14 protein-coding genes and 1 pseudogene are annotated in these 21,586 nt (G+C 69.3%); 6 read left to right on the forward strand and 9 right to left on the reverse strand.

What is annotated here, in order from left to right; all coding sequences use genetic code 11:
• Window positions 1-6 precede the first annotated feature (6 nt).
• A complete protein-coding gene (locus tag ACFWBB_RS30390; RefSeq protein WP_385278678.1) occupies window positions 7-1,119 on the forward strand; it encodes a hypothetical protein in 1,113 nt (370 codons plus the stop codon).
• A gap of 32 nt (window positions 1,120-1,151) precedes the next feature.
• On the opposite strand, the gene tpg (ACFWBB_RS30395) is transcribed toward ACFWBB_RS30390, so the two are convergent.
• A complete protein-coding gene (gene tpg / locus ACFWBB_RS30395) occupies window positions 1,152-1,709 on the reverse strand; it encodes a telomere-protecting terminal protein Tpg (RefSeq protein WP_385278680.1) in 558 nt (185 codons plus the stop codon).
• 398 nt (window positions 1,710-2,107) lie between these two features.
• On the opposite strand from tpg (ACFWBB_RS30395), the gene ACFWBB_RS30400 reads away from it, so the two are divergent.
• The 3 genes from ACFWBB_RS30400 (at window position 2,108) to ACFWBB_RS30410 (ending at window position 5,500) form a co-directional block, all read left to right on the forward strand.
• A complete protein-coding gene (locus ACFWBB_RS30400) occupies window positions 2,108-2,584 on the forward strand; it encodes a hypothetical protein (protein WP_385278682.1) in 477 nt (158 codons plus the stop codon).
• 166 nt (window positions 2,585-2,750) lie between these two features.
• Complete coding sequence (locus tag ACFWBB_RS30405; protein WP_385278706.1) at window positions 2,751-4,400, forward strand: hypothetical protein; 1,650 nt, start codon at window positions 2,751-2,753, stop codon at window positions 4,398-4,400.
• A 152-nt stretch (window positions 4,401-4,552) separates the two neighbouring features.
• A complete protein-coding gene (locus ACFWBB_RS30410) occupies window positions 4,553-5,500 on the forward strand; it encodes a DUF4238 domain-containing protein (protein ID WP_385278708.1) in 948 nt (315 codons plus the stop codon).
• 107 nt (window positions 5,501-5,607) lie between these two features.
• Here the strand turns inward: ACFWBB_RS30410 and ACFWBB_RS30415 are convergent.
• The 6 genes and pseudogenes from ACFWBB_RS30415 to ACFWBB_RS30440 all read right to left on the reverse strand — a co-directional run.
• A pseudogene (locus ACFWBB_RS30415) lies at window positions 5,608-5,934 on the reverse strand (helicase associated domain-containing protein); the annotation flags it as partial.
• A 258-nt stretch (window positions 5,935-6,192) separates the two neighbouring features.
• Complete coding sequence (locus ACFWBB_RS30420; protein ID WP_385278684.1) at window positions 6,193-7,155, reverse strand: TniQ family protein; 963 nt, start codon at window positions 7,153-7,155, stop codon at window positions 6,193-6,195.
• Window positions 7,152-8,123 carry a TniB family NTP-binding protein gene (locus tag ACFWBB_RS30425; RefSeq protein ID WP_385278710.1) on the reverse strand — a complete coding sequence of 324 codons (972 nt, stop codon included), beginning with the start codon at window positions 8,121-8,123 and terminating at the stop codon, window positions 7,152-7,154. The genes ACFWBB_RS30420 and ACFWBB_RS30425 overlap by 4 nt, the downstream gene beginning before the upstream one ends.
• Before the next feature lie 120 nt (window positions 8,124-8,243).
• Window positions 8,244-10,505: a transposase gene (locus tag ACFWBB_RS30430; protein WP_385278712.1), complete on the reverse strand. Its 2,262-nt coding sequence runs from the start codon at window positions 10,503-10,505 to the stop codon at window positions 8,244-8,246.
• 5 nt (window positions 10,506-10,510) lie between these two features.
• Window positions 10,511-11,314: a TnsA-like heteromeric transposase endonuclease subunit gene (locus tag ACFWBB_RS30435; RefSeq protein WP_385278686.1), complete on the reverse strand. Its 804-nt coding sequence runs from the start codon at window positions 11,312-11,314 to the stop codon at window positions 10,511-10,513.
• 121 nt (window positions 11,315-11,435) lie between these two features.
• On the reverse strand, window positions 11,436-13,790 hold the full coding sequence (locus ACFWBB_RS30440) for a Helicase associated domain protein (RefSeq protein ID WP_385278688.1): 2,355 nt from the start codon (window positions 13,788-13,790) through the stop codon (window positions 11,436-11,438).
• Window positions 13,791-14,010: 220 nt separating this feature from the next.
• On the opposite strand from ACFWBB_RS30440, the gene tap reads away from it, so the two are divergent.
• Window positions 14,011-16,230: a telomere-associated protein Tap gene (gene tap, locus ACFWBB_RS30445; protein ID WP_385278690.1), complete on the forward strand. Its 2,220-nt coding sequence runs from the start codon at window positions 14,011-14,013 to the stop codon at window positions 16,228-16,230.
• 12 nt (window positions 16,231-16,242) lie between these two features.
• Window positions 16,243-16,800 carry a telomere-protecting terminal protein Tpg gene (gene tpg / locus ACFWBB_RS30450; RefSeq protein ID WP_385278692.1) on the forward strand — a complete coding sequence of 186 codons (558 nt, stop codon included), beginning with the start codon at window positions 16,243-16,245 and terminating at the stop codon, window positions 16,798-16,800.
• Between the two features lie 43 nt (window positions 16,801-16,843).
• On the opposite strand, the gene ACFWBB_RS30455 is transcribed toward tpg (ACFWBB_RS30450), so the two are convergent.
• Together ACFWBB_RS30455 and ACFWBB_RS30460 are read right to left on the reverse strand one after the other, a co-directional pair.
• Window positions 16,844-19,819: a Helicase associated domain protein gene (locus ACFWBB_RS30455; RefSeq protein ID WP_385278694.1), complete on the reverse strand. Its 2,976-nt coding sequence runs from the start codon at window positions 19,817-19,819 to the stop codon at window positions 16,844-16,846.
• Window positions 19,816-21,081, reverse strand: a complete 1,266-nt coding sequence (locus ACFWBB_RS30460) for a hypothetical protein (RefSeq protein ID WP_385278696.1) — start codon at window positions 21,079-21,081, stop codon at window positions 19,816-19,818. The genes ACFWBB_RS30455 and ACFWBB_RS30460 overlap by 4 nt, the downstream gene beginning before the upstream one ends.
• Window positions 21,082-21,586 lie beyond the last annotated feature (505 nt).

Consider the following 21,586-nt stretch of genomic DNA (forward strand, 5'->3'; position numbering starts at 1 on the left):
CCGTCCATGCCTCCCGCCCCGCCGCTGCCGTCCGTCACCGTGGTTCTCGACCGTCACGACGACACGCTGCACACGCACACCGCTCTGGCCGCACACCATCCGCCGTCCGGCCGGATCACCCTGCACCCCGGCCCGGGCACCACCAGCGAAACCGGCCTCGCCCACGACCTTCTCGTCGCCCTGGGTAAACCGCCCCTGCTCCCGGGCCGCTTTCCCGGCGGCCGCCAGCCCGCCTGGGAAGCCGCCACGGCCTGGATGACCGCCCTGCCCGTCACCCGGCTGACCGTCCTGCGCGCTCATCGCCTCACCGCCCGCCGCACGATGCGCCTTCTGCAGCTACAGGCCTGCACCGGTATCCACCTGACCCTGGTCTGCCACCGCCCTCACCTTCCCGCCGCTCTGCACCAGGCTCTGCGGACGGCCGACTACTCCGTCACCGCCGACATCGAGGCTGCCCGCCGCCACTACTACGGCACGCCTATCGCCGAACCCCCGCCCCCAGACGAGCCCGCCGCGCCAGCCAGCCGGTGGCTCACCCTGCCGGCACTTGACCGCCTCGTCTCCTACGACAGCCCCCGCCCCTGCGCCGACCCGTGCACGCCACCGCCGATCGCCTGGCGGCACCGGCCACCGCCCGTGCCTCTCACCGCGCCCACCGCCCAGCGAGTCGCCCAACGGCTGCACACGGCGACCGCACACCCTCGCCTGGCCGCGGCCCTCACCGCTGCTCTGTTCACCGGCGCCTCCCTTCAACAACTTGTCACCGCACGCCCCCGCGACTACGACGACGCCGCAGCCACACTCGCCCTGCACGACCGAGCCCGCTACACCGACGGCTGCGCCGCCTACCCCGTACCGTCCTGGGCGGGCGTCTTCCTGCGGGCCGCGGCCTGCTTCACCCGGCTCCTCTCCGGCGAGGACCAGGAGCTGCTCGCCGCGCCAGGTGACCGCGGGCACCTGCTACACATGGCAGAGACGGCCAGACTGCGCCCGCCCCAGCCGCCCACAGCCCGCCGCAAAGGCCCGGTCGGGCGTGTGGAGTGGGACTGGCGCGAGCGGCAGGAAGCAGAGAGGTACGAAGCGATACCGGCCAGGCGCGCCAGGCCGTCGCAACGCTGACCACCCTGCAGTGCTCGCTCGATGGGCCAGGCTCAGCCGATCGAGAAGTCGGCGAACTCGACGTCACTGAAAGCCACGTGCAGGCCGTGGGCCCGGCGGCCCCACTCGCGAAAGTAGGCGTGTCCCAGCGCACGGGCGAGTATCACCGTCTGCTGCTGCTCGCCTGCGCCGGCATCCCGGGCGGCGAACAGCTCCCGGGCTACCTCCCCCGGCAGGTCCTGGGTGATCCACCGCACCCGCGGATCGTCCGAGGACCCCGCAGGAGCCGCGAACCCGAATCGCGCGCGGGTATGGAAGACGAAGCCATCCGCCTCTGCCTGGGCACGCCGACGGGCCCGGACCCGGGGCTGCCATCGAGCCAGAACCGCTTCCTCGATCGCACGGACCTGCAGCGGACCCGGCGGACGACGTGCCTCGGCTCTCTTTGACACCCACCGCTGCACAGTGCGCTGCGAGACCCCCAGAACCGTGGCCACCTTCCGGGTGGAACCCCGGTTCCTCGCCAGCAGAAATCGCAGGCGGGCCTCAGTGCTTGAGGGAATGGGCCGGGTGCGTAACGCGCGCTCCAGTCCCTGCTCGATCTGTCCCAAGTCCGCCTCCCCAAGCGGCCAGTCGGCAGGGCCGGCACCCCGCAGTTCGTAGCGTCAGTTCTCCCGCATCGCCCGCCCCCGCCTGCCGGTTTCTGCATTCTCAGGACAGCGCCGGCTGACGCAGGCTACGAGCCCGTTAGGGGCACCGGCGACAAGCTGGCGGCGCGCGTCAGGACGGACGTCGCCAGCGCCCCGGTGCTGTCCTTCTGTACCGAGTCCTACCAAGGGGGTGAGGCGGGAGAGTCCTGCTGGATGGAGGCCTGTATCGCCTGGGCGCCGCACCCATCCAGGCCCAGTCGGCCGCCGTGCTGTGGCCACGGTCACATGACTCACTGTTGTGCGAGAGCCACTCGCGGAGGACGGTGGTGACCGGCGCGGGGCCGACAAGAAGGACCACCATGAGATCGAGCACTGATCGGGTCGCAGAACTCTTCGGCACCGACGAAGTCCGAAGCCTCCTCGCCACCAACCTCCCCGGCTACGAGTCCTATGCCTTTTCTGAGCTGGCCCGCGCAGCACGCGACCGGCTCGCCAACACCCCGGCCCACAGCGTCGGCATTCTCGCGCGGGAACTGCGTCGCGCCGGCTTGGCCATCCATCACGCCCGCGACACCTGCCAGCACGCAGGAGAAGACGCAGCTCAGCTCGTCACGTTTACCCGGACTGGCTGCGACTGGTGGGCGAGCACGGTGGACCACGACGGACCTGGGCTTGTCCAAGCCCACCTCATCGATCCCTGCGAACAGCTCCTCTGCGCCGGCAACACTGATGAACGCGGCGACGGCTACGCGGCGCTGCGCGGACTTGCCACCCGGCTCGGATCCCACAGCGGCTTCACGTCTCGCTGGACGCTGCACATCGACGACGGTGCGTAGCGTGAACGTCCACGAAGGAAGAGCAAGGACATGGGCGGGCGGGACGACATCCGGGCCGCTCGCCAGCTGTCGCACCGCTGCGAGTGGCAGCCCACGCTGAGATACCGTTCGGACGAAAACCGTGCGCCGGGCCGGCCTCCCCTTTTCTACACTCGTGGTCGTGGCGATGATCTACAGCAGCGGAAGCTCCGACGACCTTCCTGAAGAAGCGATGCCGGACGGCTATCTGGCTCCGCTCACCGCCACGCCCACCGAGTGGGTCACGGTCCTTGGAAGGCCTGCTCAAGAACGTTTTGACTGGAGGATCAGCAGCTACCTGACCCGTCCTGAGGCACGGGAACATGCCCTGCAGGAGTACACCTGGAATCAGGCAGCGATCGGCGCCGCTGGGATCAGCACCTTCTACCCGGAGCAGCGCACGGTCTTCGAAGAAGGACTGCGAGACGAAGAGGAGCACGCGGAGTTCTTCGTACAGCGCCGAACCCATCACGGGCTCGCCGAACCGACACTGGAGTTCACCCCCTCGTTCCTGTGGTACTTCGACGCCATACCCAGGAGCGACGGTTCCTGGTACTACCTCGACGACGCCGGCCGTGACCACGAACTGGTGCGTACTCGCCGCACTAACACCGAGCTGCGCATTGACGTCGCGGCTCTGCCCCTACGTCGATACCTAGCCGTGCGCAGCCGCCTGCTGGTGATCCAGCACGACCGGATCACCCGACTCGATTACGTCCCCGACCCGGCGATCGACGGAGTCGACCGCTCCGAGGTGCGGCACTTCGCCTTCCATAGCGGGGACATCCACTCAGTAGATCGTCCGGGTTTCGTACGGCTGGTCGGGAAGCAGATCGTGCTACCGATTGACGCGGCACCCGTTGACCTGGCCCGCCCGCACCCCTCCGAACGACGCTTCCCGGAATTTACGGTCGCTGTCGACCCCGACACCGGGGAGCGCATCATCTCCACGTGTGACCCGGACAAGCTGAGCGACTACTTCACCGACCGCGGCACCCCGCACTACCTGACCCGGGTCTACTTCCGGCGTGAGGTCCTCAACCGGTACACCTCCCAGCCGTCCCGCTACCGCATCGAGCACGGCCGGCTCAGTTGCCTGGGACTGTGGGCAATCTCCATCGGTACCAACCCTGACGGCCTCATCGAGGTCTACCTCGGAGACCTCGGACGCGACTTGCCGGCCGAAGAACGCGATCACTGGCTCAGCTTCAACGTCCCTCCCAACGGGGGCATTGACAAGGGCCGTTTCGAACGCGACATCCTCGGCCGGTGGACCGATGGGCCACCCGACCCGCTACGCCGACTGTTCGCCGCACGGGAGCACTTCAGCACCGCCCTGGCCGCGCTTCTGGGACAAACGGTCTACAAGCCATGGCATCCCGCCGACCAGATCGCCTTCGAGGGCCTGCACATGCCCACCAGCAGCGAGCAGCACGAAGCCGACACCCTCATACTCCTGCTCGCCAAGGGCATCATCGACTACCTGGACGTCAAGGCGCTCCGGCGTCTTCCCGGAGTGACCGACTCCAAGGCGCAAAGCATCAACTGCCTCGAAGCCTGGGTCTCCTCCAGCGGCGCAGACAGCGACACGCTCATCCGCCCGCTGCGCGTCCTGCAAGGCTTGCGCTCCACCGGTCCCGCCCATCTGCGCGGCAAGGACTGGCATGCCACGCTGACACGCGCCAGCCTGGACGGACTGAGACCAGATGAACAATTCGTGCAGGTACTCACGATGACCGGCGACGCCCTCAACGCGCTCGCCCAGCATGCCGAGTCACAGCACCAGGCCAGCCAGTAGACAGTCCGCGCTGCCCCGCAGAAATCCGCCGACACTCCCTGCTTGGGTCCGTGTATGACTGGCACAGACAGCCATACAGGGGAGGGCAGCCGGTGGGTAAGGCGTCGTCGGGAAAACGCGCGGCCAAGGCAGGCGGAACCAGAGATCACACAGTGCCGCAGATGTATCTGAGGCACTTCGCTCAGCACGTGAAACGCCGCAAGTACGAGCTGAAGGTGCGTCGGCTGGACAAGGTCGACGAGCCGTTTCTGGTGACGCCTACAAGCATCGGTGCCGAGACCGGCTACTACTGGGGCATCAGCAGTACCGGCGTACCTCACCACGCTGCCGAGGAGTTGTTCACTCACCTCGAAGGCCGCGCCGAGACGGTGCTGAAGGTTCTACTAGACGACCCTCACTGGGCTCTCACGTTGAACTGGCCGTTGGACCCAGCTCAGCGCCATGCTCTCGCATGGTGGATGGCTGCCCAGATACTGCGCACCACCCGGCAGCGCAAGCGCCTCACCCACCGGCAAGCAGAGGCACCAGACCTCGCCGGGCTCCCCTTGGAGGTGCAGAAGCTTGCTGAAAACAACCCCCACCTGCGCTACATCGTGGAGCACATCGTCACGCTGGCGCTCACCCTGGAAGCCCGGCCGTGGGCGCTCGGCTTCAGCGACATGTGCCTACTGACCAGCGACACTCCAGTCGTCATCTGGAACCGCCCGGACGATGAAGACCAGGTACGTGCCGCCGCATTGAGCGACATCATGCTCCCGCTTGATCCGCATCGCTTCCTGTTCCTGCCCGGTCCCTCCGCCCAAGAGACCGATCCGCATAAGCGCGTAGACCACTTGATGCACGCCGAAGGCATGATCGGCATGGCGCTCGTACAGGTGGCCTACGACGTAGCCGACCAGTTCATCGTCCACCATCCGCAGCACGATCCTTGGAGGAGGCACTGGAAGCCGACCGGCCCCAGACAGCCGATGCCGTGGGAGGGGCAAACCCACTCCCCTCCTGAGTACATCCTCCATTACGACGTCTTCCCACCCCATCAGAACATCGAGCGGCGCTGGACCATCGAGCACCCACCACCCCTCTCCTCACCAGCCGCATGAGGCGGCCTGGGAGACGCTGAGCAAGGGACGCTCAAGGTCAACCGAGATGAGGCCCGAGAGCCTGTCCCAGGCCTCGCCAGATCCGGCTCGAGGGCTGAGCGACGGTATTACGCCCACCCCACGCCCAGGCCACGCAGCGCGTTCCGCTGGTCCTGTGTGAGTTTGTCCCGCCTCGTTTTGGTGTTCGAGACCCACACACCCAGCTTCACGACCACCGGCTCCGCCTCGCCGTCGACCGCGATCTCTTCACTGTGGCCCCTTGGCACCGGCCGGTGGGCGCCTTCCCGTTCCACCCACTGCGCGAGGGCTGCCAGGCCGCGCTGGAACGCCTGCTGCGCCTTGCCCTGGCTCTTCGTCGCACCCTTGGCGGCCGGGGCGGGAGACGTCGTCTCAGCGGGCGTGATGCCCAGCTGGGACAGCCGCTCCTGCTGCTGTGACGGGTCGTTGGGTCTGCGGTGGTCGGGTTGTTATGGCTTGCTGTTTTGTGTTTCTGGTGGGGATTTGGGTGTGTGGTGTGGGCGTCAGGGGGTGGTGTCAGGGGTGGGGTGGTGGGGTGTTCGGTTTGGTTGTTCGGGGTGTTGGTCTGGGGTTTTGTAGTCGTGTGGGATTGATCTTGGTTTTGTTGTGGGTGTGGTGGCACGCAGTTGGGTGGCTGCGGGGCTGTGTTCGTGTGGGGTGTTCGTTGTTGCTGGTCAGGGGCGTGTGTGGGTGAGGTAGGCGCCCAGTGGGTCGTGGGCGGTGGGGGTTAGGGTGTCGAGTCCGAGCCGGCGGGCGATCGCGGTGAGAGCGTCGTGGGCCGGGTTCGGCGGTCGCTTGCGGGGGAGCGTGGCCAGGGTGCGGGCGAGGGCGACGGTTTCGGGGTAGATCACCAGATCACGGGCCAGGAGTGCGGGGGAGGCGCTGCTGGTTGGGGAAAGGTGGGGGTTGGCTGCGGTGAGCAGGTTGAGGCGGCTCTGCCAGCGGTCGGCCAGGTGTTGCTGGTGGTCGTACCAGCGGGTGGTGATCGCGCGTGCTGTCATCCAGGCGCTTGCAGCACGGGGGTGACGTTTCAGGCGTTGGTGGGCGTAGCAGGCTGCGGTGAGTTCGGGCGCGATCTCGGTGCGGAGGGGTGTGGTGAGTCGGGGGTCGGGTGCGGCTTGCTGGTGACGTGGGCAGACCAGCCGGTGCCAGGGTCGGTGGATCCACGCGGTGTCCGGGGCGCTGGGGCGGCGGTGGCGAACGCACATGGTGCAGGCGGCTACAGCCTGCTGCTGCCTTTCCAGGGGCTTCCAGCGTGCGGTGGCCGGGCCGGCACTCGCGGTGCAGTTTGGGGGCAGGCCAGGCAGTGCGCGGGTGAGGGAGTCCAGGCGGATGCGGGCTGCGTCCGCCGCGAGGCAGGCCGCGGTGGGAGACAGACTCAGTTCGGCTGTGGGGTAGACGCCGTGTCCGTGGACCGTGATGCCGATGCCGTCGAGGAGTTGGGGCACCGTCAATCGGTAGGCGTGGGCGAGGTGTTCCAGGTAGGAGGCGGCCGCTTCGCCTGGCAGCGGCCGTACCCGGAGCACGCCCGGCGCGACGGAAAGGCTCTGCGTAACCCGCGCGCCTGCGACGGACGCGCCGTAGGGTGCGGCGCCGGTCACGGCCGCCAGGCCGTCCGTGAGTTCCGTCTGGGTCACCGGACGGTGGTTCGGGTGCGGGGCCGGTAGTGCTGTTCGGCGAGGTGGTCCAGGCGGATGTGGTCGAGGGTGGTTTTGGTGATGCGTTCGGTGCCCTCGAGCAGGGCGGTGATGGCTGCTTGGCGGATGAGGCGGGTGAGGGATCCGATCTGTCCGGCGGTGCGCTGGTGAAGGTAGGGCGCCAGCTTCACGAGGCTCCCGGCCTGGTGGTGGCGCAGGTCGAGTGCGTTCTCCAGTGCGCGGATCAGATCGTGAAAGGGCTCGTGTTCGCCCAGGCGTGCGGGAAAGCTGTCGCAGTCGATGAGAGCGGCGCGTGCGGCGAGTTGCGCCCCGCGCACCCCGGCGAACAGCGGGGTGGCGGCCACGTCGATGCCCGCGTACACGAAGGTCGCGCCGATGCGTTCGGTGAGGTCTTTGAGCAGGTCGGCGCTCTGGGCGCCGGTGGTGGTGCGGGGGTTGAGCCGGTGGATCTCGTCGATCATCACCAGTTTTACGCCGGCCGTTGTGTAGGTGTGGCAGACGCTGTTGACGATCTGGGCCTGGGACATGCGGGCGGTCACCGGGATGCCGAGGTAGCGGGCGAATTCGAGGGCGAGGGTTTTGGCGCTGGCGGCGGGAGGGACCAGCACGTAGGCGACCGGGGCCTGCCCGGCCACTGCCATGTCGCCGTGGCGGTGGGTGTGGGCCAGGTGGCAGGCCCGCCCGACCTGGAGCAGCGCGGTGGTTTTCCCCGCCCCGGCCGGACCGGTGACGATCAGGGACGGGCGTGCGGTGACCTGCTGGTGGCGGCCCAGGATCATCATGGTGCGTACTTGCTTGGCGAGCGTGTCGATGGCCGGAGTGCGCACGGTGACGAACCGCGAGTGATAGCTGAGACGTTCGGCCAGACTGCGGGCAGGCTCTCCGGGCAGGGGAGGAGCAGCTACCGGGGTGGTGGCGAACCGGGCGAATCCGTCCCACACGGTCACCGCTCCCGGCTGTCCGTCGCTGTTCGAGACGTCCTTGGCGCTCACCTGGGACTCCGCCGGTCGATGTGCCGTGGCGGCGGGACCGTCCATCGGTGCCTTCTTCCCTCGTCGGTGGGCCGCTCACCACTGATCGGCCTCCGCTTCGGCGTCCCACAGTCCGTATCCGCCGGTACCGGCACCGGTTGACGACGCACCCGCGCCCGCCTCTTCCGGCTGGTCCCTGCTGGGCCCGGCAGGCGGGGCGGTGGCGGCGAGACCGTCCAGGCTCTCGCCCCACTGGTCATCCGGCACCAGCCCTGTCCACGGCGCTTGCGCCAGCTCTGCCCCAGCGGGCACAGCACCCTGGCTGGTCCTCGCTGCAGCCCCGGGCTCCCCGGGTTCGGCGTCACCGGGCCGTCGTGGTGCCGGCAGCCCGGCTCCCAGCCCGGGGAGTACGTCCGCAGCCCCGGGCGCGGTGATGGGAGGCTTGCGGCCTCTGCGTTTCGGTGCCATCCCGGCTGAGCTGCGGGTGCGGCGAAGCAGCTGGTCGAGGGCCTCGGCCAGATCCGCCTCATGCTGCTCACGGTCCGCTCGTTGTGCGGCTTCGCTTCGAATGTGGCGCCACACCTGTTCGCCGAAGGGCCGGTGGACGTGGTCGCGGTGGATCCAGGGGATCTCGTGGAGCCGTCCGTCGCTCAGACGGACCCAGATCTGGCGGGCATCGTGGGGGTTGTGGTGGACCTCCCACTTGCCGTCCCTGGCGAGGGCATCGGAGCACTGGCCGCGGTGGGGATCGAGGACGCCATGGTCGTAGGTGCGGTAGTCGATGCGGATGCCGCGTTCGGTGATGGGCTGCCAGCGCACGGGCAGCAGCTCGAGGTAGTCCGCCCCACTCAAAGGCACGGGAACATACCCGCATACGGCGATCAACGCAGCCCACATCTGGTTCGGCGTGAGTGCCGTCTTGGGCAGCACCGGGTGGCGCAGCCCCTCGTGAGGTCGGTTCTGCCACCCGCACACGATCCACTCATCCAGGAAGTCCTGCAGCTGAGGGATAGTCCACTGCGCCTCAGCCGCTGTGTCCCGGCCACGGCGCACCACGCTGGATCCGGTGTGGCCGGCCACGTGCTGGCAGAACAGATCGTTGATCGACCCGAAGGTCCGTTCCACCACGCCCTTGGCCTGCGGCCGCCGCGGCGGAGCCGGCTGCACGCTCACGCCGAGCGTCTCGCACGCCGCAACGAAGCTCTCCGAAATATAAATCTTCCCCCGGTCGACAACGATCGTCTCCGGCACGATCACCGGCCGGGCGGCCGCACCTTCAAGCCGCTGGTCCAACGACAGCATCCGCTCATAGGGCACCTCGGCCCGTGACAGCTGCAACGCAACGGGCCACGTCGGCCGGGCCGGACGGGGAACAGCCATCTCCGCCAACAGCAGTGCCGCGTCCACGGCCTTGGTGCCGTGCGGACGCAGCACCGCGGCAAGGATCGACCGTGAGGCGACATCCACGGCGATACTGAGCTCAGGCCGTCCGAGGCTGCCGTCCTCCAGGACGGCCATGATGTCCAGGCGGGTGGTGTCGATCTGCACCTGCTCGCCGGGCCGCAGCACCACCAGCGACGACGAAGCGCGGGCGGATGCGGTAGCGGTGCGCGCGGCCCCTCCCGGACGGTCGGCCGGGTCGGCCAGCACGCTCACCAGCCGGTAGAACGAAGACCGTGACGGGAGCTCCACCACCCCATGCCCGTACGTCTCCTCCAGGATCTGCCCGACCAGGACCTGCAGCCCCTTCACCGTCCCCTTCGAACGGCCCCGCTGGCGACGCAGCGCCTCTAACACCGCTGATACGACCCGCTCGTCGGCGTAACCCGTCGGACGACGGCCACGCACCGGTACCGCCCGTTTGTCGACGAGCCCCCACAAGCCCTGCTTGCGAAACACGAGCCGCATGCGCTGCACCGTCGTGGGCGCCACCGCCCCGAAGCCGAGCGTCGTCATCTCCCGTGCTTTGGCTGCCTCCCGCTGCGCCAGTGTCCACCGCCCGATGTCGTACTCCTCGCGCATCCGGTCGCCCTCACGGCTGCCCTCAGGATGCGGCCACCCGGTCTCCACCTCCCGGATGTGGGGGAGCCATGCCAAGGCGCGCTGCTGGGCCGCCAGTGGAACGGTCTCGAACAGCCCCCATTGCGGTACTGCGTCCGGTGCCCGCGCGCCCACCACTTCGAAGCCCGGATCGGCGAACAACCGCCCCAGTAGCAGGCTCGTTTCGGCGCCGTCCTCCTGCAGCAGGTAGACCCGCGGCCCTTGCAGGGCGGCGACCTGCCAGGTCTGTCCCCGGTAGATGACGTGCGCGCCGACCTCCACCGCCGGCCGTCGGCTCTTGCCGTGTGTGCCGCCCACTGCGCTCACCCGTTCTCCCGATCGCCGCCGACGTCGCTCAGCCGCTTTTCGACACCCGCACCACGTTCTGCGTCAGCGCAGATCAGCGTCCGCTCGTGCAGCGGTTCATCAAGAGGCGTCCTCAGATGTCCGCACCACAGCGCGTGATAGGCGGCCGGCAGTACCTGCAAGGAATCGCCCACCGCAGCTGCGCCGTCGGCCAGCGGGCGGGGCTCGGCGAACGCTTCGGCCAGCGCGGCTCGAAGCCTGGGCGTGCCCTGGTACCGGGGGTGGCGGTAGCCGGCCAGCCACCGCAGATTTGCCGCCACCACCGCTGGGGGCGGCTCAAGGCGCCGGTATGACCAGCCCACGCGTGCGCACGCCGCCTCCAGGACCACCCGCGCCCGCTGCGCCCTGTCTCCGCCGGCGGCCGGGCTGGCGGGGCAGTCGGCGAGCAGACCGGTGCCGTCCGCGTACCGGGCGAAGAGCTGGGGCACCCACGAACGCACCCGCCCGTCGGCATCCCGCCACAGCAGCCGTACCGGGCGGGCGGACAGGCCGGTTACGTCCGGGTCCCGGTCCAGGATCACCAGTTGGGTGCGCATCGCTGCCGAACCGTGCACCACGTGCCGTCCGGTGGTCGCCGACCACCACCAGCCAGGCCCCCACCGGCGGCCCGGCACGACCGGAAACGCGGATACGGGCGCCAGGTCCTCGAACTGCACCGCGGCTGCCTGATCCCATGGCAGCTGCGTCACTTGCCCGGCAGCAGTGGCGAACGCGGCCTCGATTCCCGCGCTCTCGCCCCCTGCAGCAGCCTGCTGCACCATCCTGCGGTGCTCGTTCCCCTTCACATTCAACAGCCAAGTGCATGGGGGGCTGTTGGTCGCCGTGATCCGATTCCGTCACCCGAACGGGTGAGCGCTGCGATGCGAGCACCTGTAACCGTGGTCAGACCGGGAAGACCTTCAGTTCCTGCAGGAGCCGCCGCTGGCCGGGCAACAGGGCGTGGGGTTGAGCGAGCTGCTCGCTGACCCAGGAGCGCAGCTTGGGCGGTGGTTCGAGGCCGGCGGTGAGCAGGAGACGCAGACGGTGGTAATCGCGCTGCCAGGCGAACGGCCACGGAGGGAACCACCACGGATCGAGAGCGGCCAGTGCCTGCATGCCCGGCCAGAGGCTCGGCGTGCGGCGCGCGTGTGCCCCGGCCTCTCCGCGCTTGCCGGCGAGCCACCTGCCCAGTGGGAACCCGTCGTGATGGACAGGGTGCGGCAGCGCGAGGTGGCCGTGGACGCTGGCGTAGTCCTTGGCGTGGGCCAGGCCCACTGCGAAGTCGATCCGGACGCCGGTGGGACGGTACTGCGCGGTCTGCGTCGTCTGTGCGGCCCCGGCTGTGATGCCGATCTGGCGCAGGAGGCCCTGTTGGTGGGGATGGAGCTCTTCGAACAGGGCGCACTGCGCGTACAGCCACGATGCGGCAGACGCCCCCACCCCGGCGAAGCCATCCCCCGGCACCAACGGCTGAGCGCTGCCGCACTGCTTGCGGACCTCGTGGTAGGCGCGCTGCCACGCCATGGGCCACGGCGGGTTCCACCACGGATCGATAGCGGACAGCGCACGGCTCCGGTCGGTCTCCTTCTCCGCAATGCGGGCCCGGCTGCGTTGGCTCATCAGCCATTGCCCAAGAGGGAAACCGTCCTGCTGCGTGCTCTTCGACGTGGCGAGGTGGCCGTGGACGGCGGCATAGGCGCGCGCGTGTTCCAGGTCAGCAGCGAAGGCCTGGGCGAGGTTCCTGCGGCGAGGGCGTGCTGAGCGGGCGTGTGCGGGCCAGATTCCGAGGTCTGCGAGCAGGCGCTGCTGGCCCACATGCAGTTCGTCGAACCGGGAACACTGCTCATGGAGCCACTCGCCCAAGGCGAGACTGGTGCCGGGAAATCCTGCCGGGGCATCGACGGGGCCATGCATGCGAACGTGCGCCAGGGCGCGGTCGTACGTCCGTCGCCAGGAGACCGGCCAGGGACCATTCCACCAGGGATCGATGCGCTGCAATGCCTGTTCCCGCTCGATGGGGAGCGCCGCTGCTCCGGTTCTCTGATTGGCCAGCCACGTTCCCAGTGCGAATCCCTCGTGACGGCCGTACTTGGGAACGGCGAGGTTCCCGTGACGCGCCGCGTAGGAACGGGCGTGTGCCAAGCCGACCTGATACGCCTGCTCTGCACGAGACGGCCTTCCTGCCGCTGGAGCGCTGCCGAAGGGCTGCTGGAGGCGCAGCTCCCGCACCTGTGCCGCAAGCCCACGCGGCCGGTGCGCGACCGGAACCGCCCAAACGTCTTCCTCGGGCACTGTTCCGCGCCCCTGCCGCACACACGCCCGCACCCAGGCGAACAAGGCTCCTGCGCTGGAGGAGGCGAGCTGCTTCGCTAGCCACGGGCGGTCCAGACGGTGGGCCAGCTCGGTCAGCAGACGGGGCACCTCGGCCAGCGTGTGCGGCAGCTGACCGCGCGTGTCCTCCACGATGCGTTGCCGCCACAACCGGTCACAAAGAACCGCCGTTACCGCGACAGCCTCGGGATACGTCACCATGTCCCGGGCGAGCACCGGTATCTCACTCTCGGGGAGATCGGCACGGACACGGCCAAGACGCGCCGGCCAGAGCACCTCGCCCCGCCAGCGCGCATCCCACCACGAGGCAACGACCGCCTGAGCCACGGCAAAAGCGTTCTCGCACGAGCCCCTACGACGCAGCAGCCGCAGAAGGCGCTGGTGCGCACGGATCACCTCCGGTACCCCGGCGAGGCTCACCTGGCCTTCGACCAGCGTGACTCTGTCCAGCGCCAGTGAGTCGAGGGACCAGCACTGGTGCCTGATGCAGATCCTTGAACGCAGGTCGGAGTACAGACGGGCAGAACACAGGGCGCCTGTCCGGGTCGCCGTACACAGTCGGCATCCCAGCATGACGGCAGGAACCGTGCTGCCGGAGGCGAAGCGCACGCCGGGCAGGTCACCGCTCGCCTTCGCATCATGGCGCACATCCCAGGAAGGCAAGGCCCAGGCCAGATGCGACTCTGGCACCTGGCACAGGGAGGCCAGTCCGTGCCGTACCGCAGGCGCGAGGAACACCTCGCTGGAGAGACAGCTCTTTCCCCAGACGCCGCGCACGCCGGGGCCCGCCACAGCAGACAGCAAACCCGTCACAGTGAGGGCGTAGCGAGCGGCCAGCCGGTTCACAAACGACAGCGTCGTTTCACCTGCCAGCGGGGCCAGCCGAACGACACCGGCTGTCGGCCACGAGGAGAACAGATCCGTCACCCGCCATTTCTCAGCTCACCAGCACACGCGACCGGACACAGACTTCCCAAGCAACAACGCACCATCCGACCTTGCCGACACGCTCGGGATCGCCCCGAACCCCCGCTACGCCCAACCCGTCGCTAGCTGCGAGATCAACGCTATGGGCGCTATCCGTACGGCAAACGTACGCTATCTGTACGGTTTATGGGCTAGAGTGTGGTGGCTCAGGAGGTGTTCGATGTCCGAGTTGTTCGATCGGATCGATGCGCTGGTCGCGTCCCGATCTGTGCTGCCGCCGCCGGCGGAGCGTAAGCGGCTGCGCCAGGCACACGGCCTGACGCTGGACGAAGTGGCCGCAGCCCTGGACGTTCGGCGGGCAACCGTCAGTGGCTGGGAGTCCGGCAAGACCGAGCCTCGCCCGCCGGAGCGCGACGCCTACGCCCGGCTGCTGGACCAGCTCGCGGAGCTCTACCCTGCGCCTTCAGCGTCGGAGGAGACGGACGCCCCGGCGGTGCCGGCCACGGTCACCGCCTCGCCGACCCCGGCGGATGCGGCTGTCGAGGCTGCGGACATGACTGCAGTCGAGAACACCCAGACCAGCCCCGCCCCCGTCGCCGCTGCCCCGGCGGCCGCGACGCGTCCGGCGCGCACCACCAGGCCGTCGTCGACGTCGAGCCGTCCGGGCGCGAGGAAGGGGGCCCCCGCCGCGATTCCTACGGATGGCACGGATCCGCGGTTTGAGAATGGTCCGCTGGCGGTCGTCGACGTCGAAGACGGCCAGGCATACGCATACTGCGTCGGCGGTCTGGTCCTGGACGTGCCCGCCAAGTCGATCCCGTCCCTGGTGGACTGGACGCTCAAGGAGGCGAAGCTCGGGGCGCCGAGGCTGTCGGGTCCGGGCAAGGATGCCGACCCGCTGTTGGTGCTCACCGAGGCGGCACTTAAGCGTTTCGGCCTGCCGGTCGCCCTCACCGAGGAGGAGCGGCATGCCGGGCGGATCCCGGAGGGCCACAAGGTCATCAAGCAGCTGGTCCGTGCGGAGTGGAAGCTCACGAAGCGCGGGTTCGGGCCGTGGGCGCGGATCTACCGCCCGGCGCAGGGTTCGGAGCGGGCCTGCGTGCAGCTGTGCATCCCGTCGTGGAACGCGCTGGACACCCGACACTGGGGCGAGGCCGGACAGCTCCCGCCCGCGGAACTCGCCCGCGTCCTGGGCGTGTACGCGTCGAGGGTGATGACGCCGCGGGGATCGACCGCGGTGACCGGCCTGGAGCTGATGACCGCGCTGCACCCGCCGACCCGCGCCTCCGAGCCCGACGCCGACGGCCGACGGCACTCCGAGCACAACCCCGGCTCGCTGGGGAAGGACCCGGTGGACTGTGCGCCGTGCGAGGCCCCCGACGGGCACCCGCTCCTGGCGGATCTGCCGCGGTTCCACGTGCGGGGACCTGCGGAGAAGTTGTTCGAGGAGGCGTTCGACTGGGCGCGGTCGATGACGGATGCTGAATGCACGCTGCGGCACCTGGTGGGCATCGACGTGAACATGGCCTTCGCTGCCGGCGCCAACGGCCTGGTCGTTGGCCTCGGCGCACCGACACGCGTCAAGACACCAGAGTTCGACGCGAAGCTGCCCGGCTCGTGGCTGGTCGACCTGTCGCACGTCGACCTGTCGAGGGTGAAGCTCGGCAAGGACAAGTGGGCGGACCTGGACGGCAGTCTGCTGCCCAGCCCGTTCACGCCGAAGGGCGAGCGCCCCGAGGGCCCGGCCTGGTACGCGACGCCGACCGTGGCGTACGCGGTGGAGCTCGGCTACGACGTCACGCCGCTCGAGGCGTACGTCCGCTACGAGAACGGCCGATACCTGGACGGCTGGTACAACCGGCTGCGCGACGCCTTCCTCGCCACGATGGCCGACCTCGGTGTCGACGCCGACCTGCCGCCGGCCGACTTCCTCGCCGCGATGGACGGCTACAAGGAGCGTGACCCGGAGCTGGCGATCGTCGTCTCTGCGGTCAAGGCGACGGTGAAGGGCGGCCTGGGCAAGCTGCGCGAGCGGCCGCGCGGTGAGGGTTGGAAGCCCGGGCAGCCGTGGCGGGCGCTGTCCCGTCCGACGTGGCGGCCGGACATCCGGGCGGCGGTCATCTCCCGGACCCGGATCAACCTGCACCGCAAGATCGTCAAGCATGCGGCGTTCACCGGCCAGTACCCGGTCGCGGTCCTGTCCGACTGCGTCGTCTACGCCGCCAACGGCACCTCGCCGCTGGACTTCCTGCCCTACAAGGACGGCAAGCCGCTTCCGGGCGGCTTCAAGCTCGGCATCAACCCGGGCCTGGTCAAGCACGAGGGCACCCAGAGCGTCCTGTGGGGTGAGGAGGTCCGTGAGCGGTTCAACGCCCCGGAGCTCAACCTCGCCCGCTACATCAAGGACGGCACCGTCACCGACGTCGACAACGGAGAGTAGGAGAGGGCGAGGATGAGCCTGTTCGGGGACGGCCTGGACGCCGCGGTGCAGAAGGCGTTCACCCGCCCGGCGCCCAAGAACGCGGGCCCGCAGATGCGGTACCTGGTCAAGCAGCTGGGCGGCACCAAGGCGGTCGCCCAGATGCTGCGGATCTCCCAGCGCACCGTCGAGCGGTATGTGAAGGATCAGATCAAGAAGCCGCGTCCGGACCTCGCCGCGCGCCTGGAGCGCGAGGTGAAGGCGCGCTGGCAGCCGCAAATCCGGGCCAAGGCCAAGGAGCGGGCGGCGACGACCGGCGGCATCGTCATCGACACCCGCGCCCGGCTCGGCTACTCCGCGCCGATCGGGTCGACGGACCAGGACCGCATCCGGCACCTGACCGTCGCCCTGCCCCCGCAGTACGCCGCCCGCCTCTTCGACGCCCAAGAGCAGGGCGCCACCGAGCAGCGCCTGAAGGAGCTCGCTGCTGAGGCACTCAAGGAGGTCTACTTCCAGGACGGCGGCCGCCGTGCCGGCTCCCTGGAGGAGGTCCGCTTCACGGACATCGAGCACCTCGAGTTCGACCTGTAGATCTCGAACATCCGCGAGCCCCGTCGAGAGCATCATGCTGTGGTCAGAGCCGGTCGGCCGCGCGGAACTCGATGTCCACGACAGCGGAGGCGATTTCGTCCTTGCGCCACTTCTCGGGGGAGTTGTGGTTCACCAGGCCGCCCGCGTAGGCCATGCGCAGCAGTTGTGCCTTGGTGTGGTTGCGCATCAGCTCGTTCATGCGCTGCGCCCGCGCCCGGCCCCGTGCTGCCTGGGTCTCGCGCTCTTCCCGCGTCACTGTGTCGCCCTGGCCGTGGTCTTCCTGCGCCTGTGCGTCCGACGGCGCGGGCCGGACGGAACCGTCGTCCATGCTGCCGGACGGGGCAGGCACCGCTGCGGCCTTCGCCCAGGGCACACCCAAGGCGGCGAGGGCGGCCTGCTGCTCGCAAGTGAGCTTGTCCCACCTCGCGCGGGTGTTCGAGACCCATACGCCCAGCTTGACGGTCACGGGCTCCGTCTCGCCGTCGACCGCGATCTCCTCAGCGTGGCCGCGCGGCGTCGGCCGGTCCGGGCCTTCCCGTTCCACCCACTGCGCGAGGGCCGTAAGTCCGCGCTGGAACGCCTGCTGCGCCTTGCCCGGCTTCGTCGCGCGGGTGGCCGCCGGGGCCGGAGATGGCGGCTGGATGGGCTTCACGCCCAGCTGGGACAGCCGTTCCTGTTGATCGGTGGACAGCTGCGCCCAGGTGCTCGCATCGCGTTGCCGTGCGAGCCATCGTCCGATGTCGTCGCCGTCCATCAGTACGCCGGGTGCGATGTCGGGCAGGTGGCCGTCGGCGTCGACGAGGTCCGCGAGGACGCGGTAGTGCCGCTGCCAGTCGAGCGGCCACGGGCAGTCCCAGTCTGGGTCGATCGCCGCCAGCTGTGCCGCCCGCACCGTCGCGCGCTCGGGGTCTTTCCCGAGGCCGCCCTTCCTGCGGAGATTGGCCACATGCTGCCCGACGGGCACCATCGCGTCGCCCTCGCCCCAGACCTGGTCCTGACGTGGGGCCATGTGCCCGGTGGCGCGCCGGTACGAGCGCAGCGCGGCGAGCTTGTTCTCCCACGCCTCCTCGCCCGGCTCCCACACCATCCCGGCCTCCGGCGCGTCCAGCAGGGTCTTGCGCCGCTCCTCCAGCTCCCCGGCCCGTAGCGCCTTCCGCTGCTGGTGGACCCATCGCCCAAGCGGAAACGCCTTCGTCGCTCCGACTTCGACCTCAACGTCGTAGGGCACGGCGTAGAGCCCGGTGATCTCGTTTTCCGCCCGCCAGCGCAGCAGGGCCTGGTAGCCCTCCAGCCAGACGAGGCTGTCCGGCCGGTAGACGCGGGTGCGCAGGAACGCTGCGATCGTGGCTGCGTCCCGGGGAGTGGAGAAGTGGAGCAGGGCGGATTCGGCGGCGGCCTGGGTGTCGTCGTGCTCCTGGTCCTCGCCGTCGCCCGAGCCGTCGGCGCCGATGATCTGGCCGTTCTCGTCGCGCTGGACGTGGACCTTGCGTTTGCCGCTGGTGAGGGCGCGGGAGGCGAGCTGCTCAACGAGTCGTTCATCATGACTGCGGAGTCCCTGGAGGACCGCTACAAGGGGGCGGAAGCTGGCGGAGGCGACCATGTCAGTCGGGTCCTCGCCGGACTCCAGGAACACCGGCACGATGATGCGGGCGACCTTCGTGCTGCCGTCGCGGTTCAACCTGAGCGCGCGGCCGATGTTCTGCACGATCTCGACCTGGGAGCCGCGGGTGTCGGCGAAGCAGACGGCTTCCACGCCCCGTTCGCCGGTGATGTCGACGCCTTCCCCGAGCACGCGACAGCTCGCGAGGAACGCGCGGTGGACCCGGCGGCCGGCCGCGTCGATGCCGTTGGCGAACTGCCGCAGCACCTCGCGGCGTTCGGCAACGAGGTGGTCGCCGCACAGCCACGCCGACCACACCCGGTCCGGTGGGACGTGGCGGCCAGCCTCCAGCTTGTAGAACTCCGCGTCGATCGACGATGCGGGGAGCCGGTCCGCGGCCGCCAGGTCGTCGTCGGAGGCGTCATTCATGTACAGCTCCGCGGCCGTCTCCGGCATCTTCTCCGCGAACGCCGCCGCCTCCTCCACCTTCTGATGGAAAGTCATCACGGTGCGCAGGTTCCACCTCGCGGCGTGCTCCAGGAGCGCCGTCTGCAACAACGCCAGGCGCCGGCCCCGCTGCGCCTCCTCCGATTCCCCGAGGACCGGGGAGGGGTCGCGGATCTCCAGCACGTCGATCTCGAACCCGGCAAGGATCGCGCGCTCGATCGCCTCGCTCAGCCCAAGCTCAGCCAGCCACGGCCCGTAGGTTTCCGAGTCCTGGCCCATGGTCGCGATCTCCACCTCCTGGCCGTCCGCGCCCTTCTGCGGCCGTGGCGCGGCGAGGATGCGCGGGGTCGCGGTCAGGTACAGCCGGAAGTCGGCGGGGATACGGGCGTTGTCGTGGATCGCCGCCCACGGCCTCCCCAGATCACCTGCGGTTCCGTGCGCCTCATCCACTATGGCGAGCGAAAAACCGTCCATGCGCTGGCCGTACAGGCGCTCTCCGCCCGCCAGAGCTGCCTCCAGCGGCCCGCGAACCTTCCGCTGGCCCATCGGGTCCTCGACATCCTCGCGGTCCACGAGAGAGGCGTACGTGGCGAACACGATGACCGGCCCGTGCCCAGCCCACAGCGCGAGCTGGATCGGGTTGGTGGTGGTGCGCACCCCCAGCTCGTTCAGCACCGGGTCGTTCTCCAGCGAGCACACCGCGACCATGGGGGAGCGGTGCCCCACCGCCCGCCACGCCTGAGCGGTCTGCACGAGCAGATCCAGGGTCGGCACGGTCACGAGGATCCGGCCCTCGGGGAAGCACTCCAACGCGCACGCAGAGGCCATGATCGTTTTGCCGGAGCCGGTCGCTGACACGATCGTGCCACGGGCACCCTGTGGGGGCACAGATGACCTTGCAGGGAATCCGACCCACCTACGAAAGGCCGACTTCTGGGCGACCTGGTGTTTCTTGAGCGGAATCCTGCTCATCGTCCGTCCTTTTCCGCCGTGTCGTACAGCCAGGCGTTCCGAAGCCTTTCCAGCGCGGTTTCCTCCCGGCCTTCCTGCGTCCAGATTCCTTCGAGCCAGAGCGGGGTGCTGTCGATCCTCTCGCACAGCACGAAGCACCCGGGCAGGTCCATGAGAACGATCTCGCCCGCGAACATGCCGCCGGGCTCGTAGCGCTGCCACAGCCGCTCCAGCCGCGCCCTGCGCTCGTGCAGGTACGTCTCCAGGGTCTGCGGGTAGGCGTCCCGCTCCGCCATGCGAACGGTCCGCAAGGCGATGCCCACGACTTCCCGGGCCGACTCCTGGTCCCACTGGTCGGAGCTGGTGCCGGTCACGGCCGCGTAGTGCTGCCCGCAGATGTCCAGGACGCGCTCGACAAGTTCCGTCGGCGCCTCGCCTCCCTCTGCCTCGCGGGCAGAAGGGCGGCCCCCGTCCACCGGCTGCGCATCGGGATGGTCACCGGCGCGGACGGCTGCCCCCAAGTACAGGCCGTAGTGGTCCAAGTAGGCCAGGAGGAACAGGGCCAGGGCGCGGCCGGGGTCACTGGCGTGCTCGATGTAGGGCTGCTCGCTGGTCCAGCCGAACGTGGCCTGGTGGGGCCGGGGATGTACGCCGGGGGTATGCGGATCAGGGAAGGTGACGGCGCGGGTGAAGAAGTCGTCCAGGCGGCTCACCAGGTCCGCGTCCGGGTCCTCCAGCTCACGGCCGCGCACCGTAGTGGTGGCGTTCTCCAGGATGGCGGTCAGGTACCGCCTGCGGGCCTCCTCCTGCTGCCAGAGCTCGCTGTCCAGGCTCTCCTCCACCACCTCCACCACGCGGTACAGGCCCTGGTCCCCGTACAGACCGTCCGGCTTCTCCAGCCGCTTCCGGGCCTTCGCGAGGGCACTTTCGACCGACCGGCCGTAGGCGTAGTGGGTCAGCACGGCAGCGCCCGGGTGCTCCGGATCAGTCCGCTGCCCCACGATCCGGTAGCGGTTTACCCGGGCCCGCCCCGGCTCCGCGGCCGCATCGCTCTCGCGTGCTTGACGCTCCTGCTGCGCATGGCGCCAGCGGTGTACATCCGGGTCGCTTTCAGGGGAGTAGGTCTGCCACCCGTCCTCGGTCATCAGGGTCCAGATGCGCTTCAGCTCGTTACGCCGGACCGCTGCCAGCCGGTCCTCCGTGCTGAGTGGTTGAGGCTGGTTCTCCCGATTCTCCAGGCCGCCAGCGGCCACCCAGAGTTCGTGAATCTGCCCCACCGTCATTCCGCTAACCTCACGATGGATTTGCTTTCGCGCTTCAAAGCGCCTTTCGAAGCCCAACGGATTCAAAGGGTCCTCGCTTCCCGAGCCCCGCACGGATGGTTGAGGGGTGTCCCGTGTTTCCGCCAACGGTACATGCTGCATCAACCTGATGCACACGCTACACTGGAACCCACACGAACGAGCGACCCCCACCCTTCGTAGCCAGCCCGGCCCGCGCCAGCGGGCCCCAAGGTTCTGGAGGCGCAGCCGGAAGGACCGTCAGGCGGGGGAGCGCAGCGGACCCGCCCAGGAGTGCGAAGCACTCCCCAACTCTCGGATTGGAGGCCCCACTAGCCGCACCTGACACCCCGCCAGCCACGGCCGCGCGATGCGCGGCCAGCCGGGCGCGCAGCGGCCGGCCCCACCGGTCACCGGAGCGCAGCGGAGGTGACCGCCCTCGCATCGCGAGGGCCAGCGGGAGCGCAGCGACCGCCCCACTTGCACATCGCGCAGCGATGTGGTACCC

It is taken from the genome of Streptomyces sp. NPDC060000, assembly GCF_042737375.1.
In the GTDB taxonomy this organism is placed as follows: Bacteria; Actinomycetota; Actinomycetes; order Streptomycetales; family Streptomycetaceae; genus Streptomyces.